Origin of the sequence: Streptomyces sp. SP17BM10, assembly GCF_036322405.1 — a bacterium.
Classification (GTDB): Bacteria; Actinomycetota; Actinomycetes; order Streptomycetales; family Streptomycetaceae; genus Kitasatospora.
In genome coordinates this window covers 1-322 of record NZ_JAQYXB010000294.1, presented here as the reverse complement: position 1 = coordinate 322, position 322 = coordinate 1, and the positions used below count along the sequence as shown (strand labels likewise).

Sequence of the window (322 nt, the reverse complement as noted above, 5' to 3'; positions counted from 1 at the left end):
TGTTATTTTTTCTTGTGTGGTGAGTAGGCGTCTCGGGGGGGGGGGCCGGTGTGTGTGTGGGTGGTGGGCGGTTTTGTGGTGGTGGGGTGGGTTTTGTTGTTGGGCTGGTGTTGTGTGTGGCTGGTGTCCGTTACCTCCCACCACCCCCCCCTCGGCACGCTGGCGACCACCCCGAACATCGGCTTGCTGAGCCAACTCGCCGGCCGCATCGACGGTGTCAACCCGTCGGTGCTCGTGCCGGTGCCCGCCGGACTCACCGCGGACGTCCTGGCCGCCGTGCTCCAAGCCGTCCTGGACCACCACGACGCACTGCGCGCCCGCC

The 322-nt window shown here is 67.4% G+C and carries 1 protein-coding gene; it reads left to right on the top strand.

What is annotated here, in order from left to right:
• Window positions 1-123: 123 nt before the first annotated feature.
• A partial coding sequence (locus PUR71_RS01425) for a hypothetical protein (RefSeq protein WP_329924434.1) occupies window positions 124-322 on the top strand: 199 nt, incomplete at its 3' end.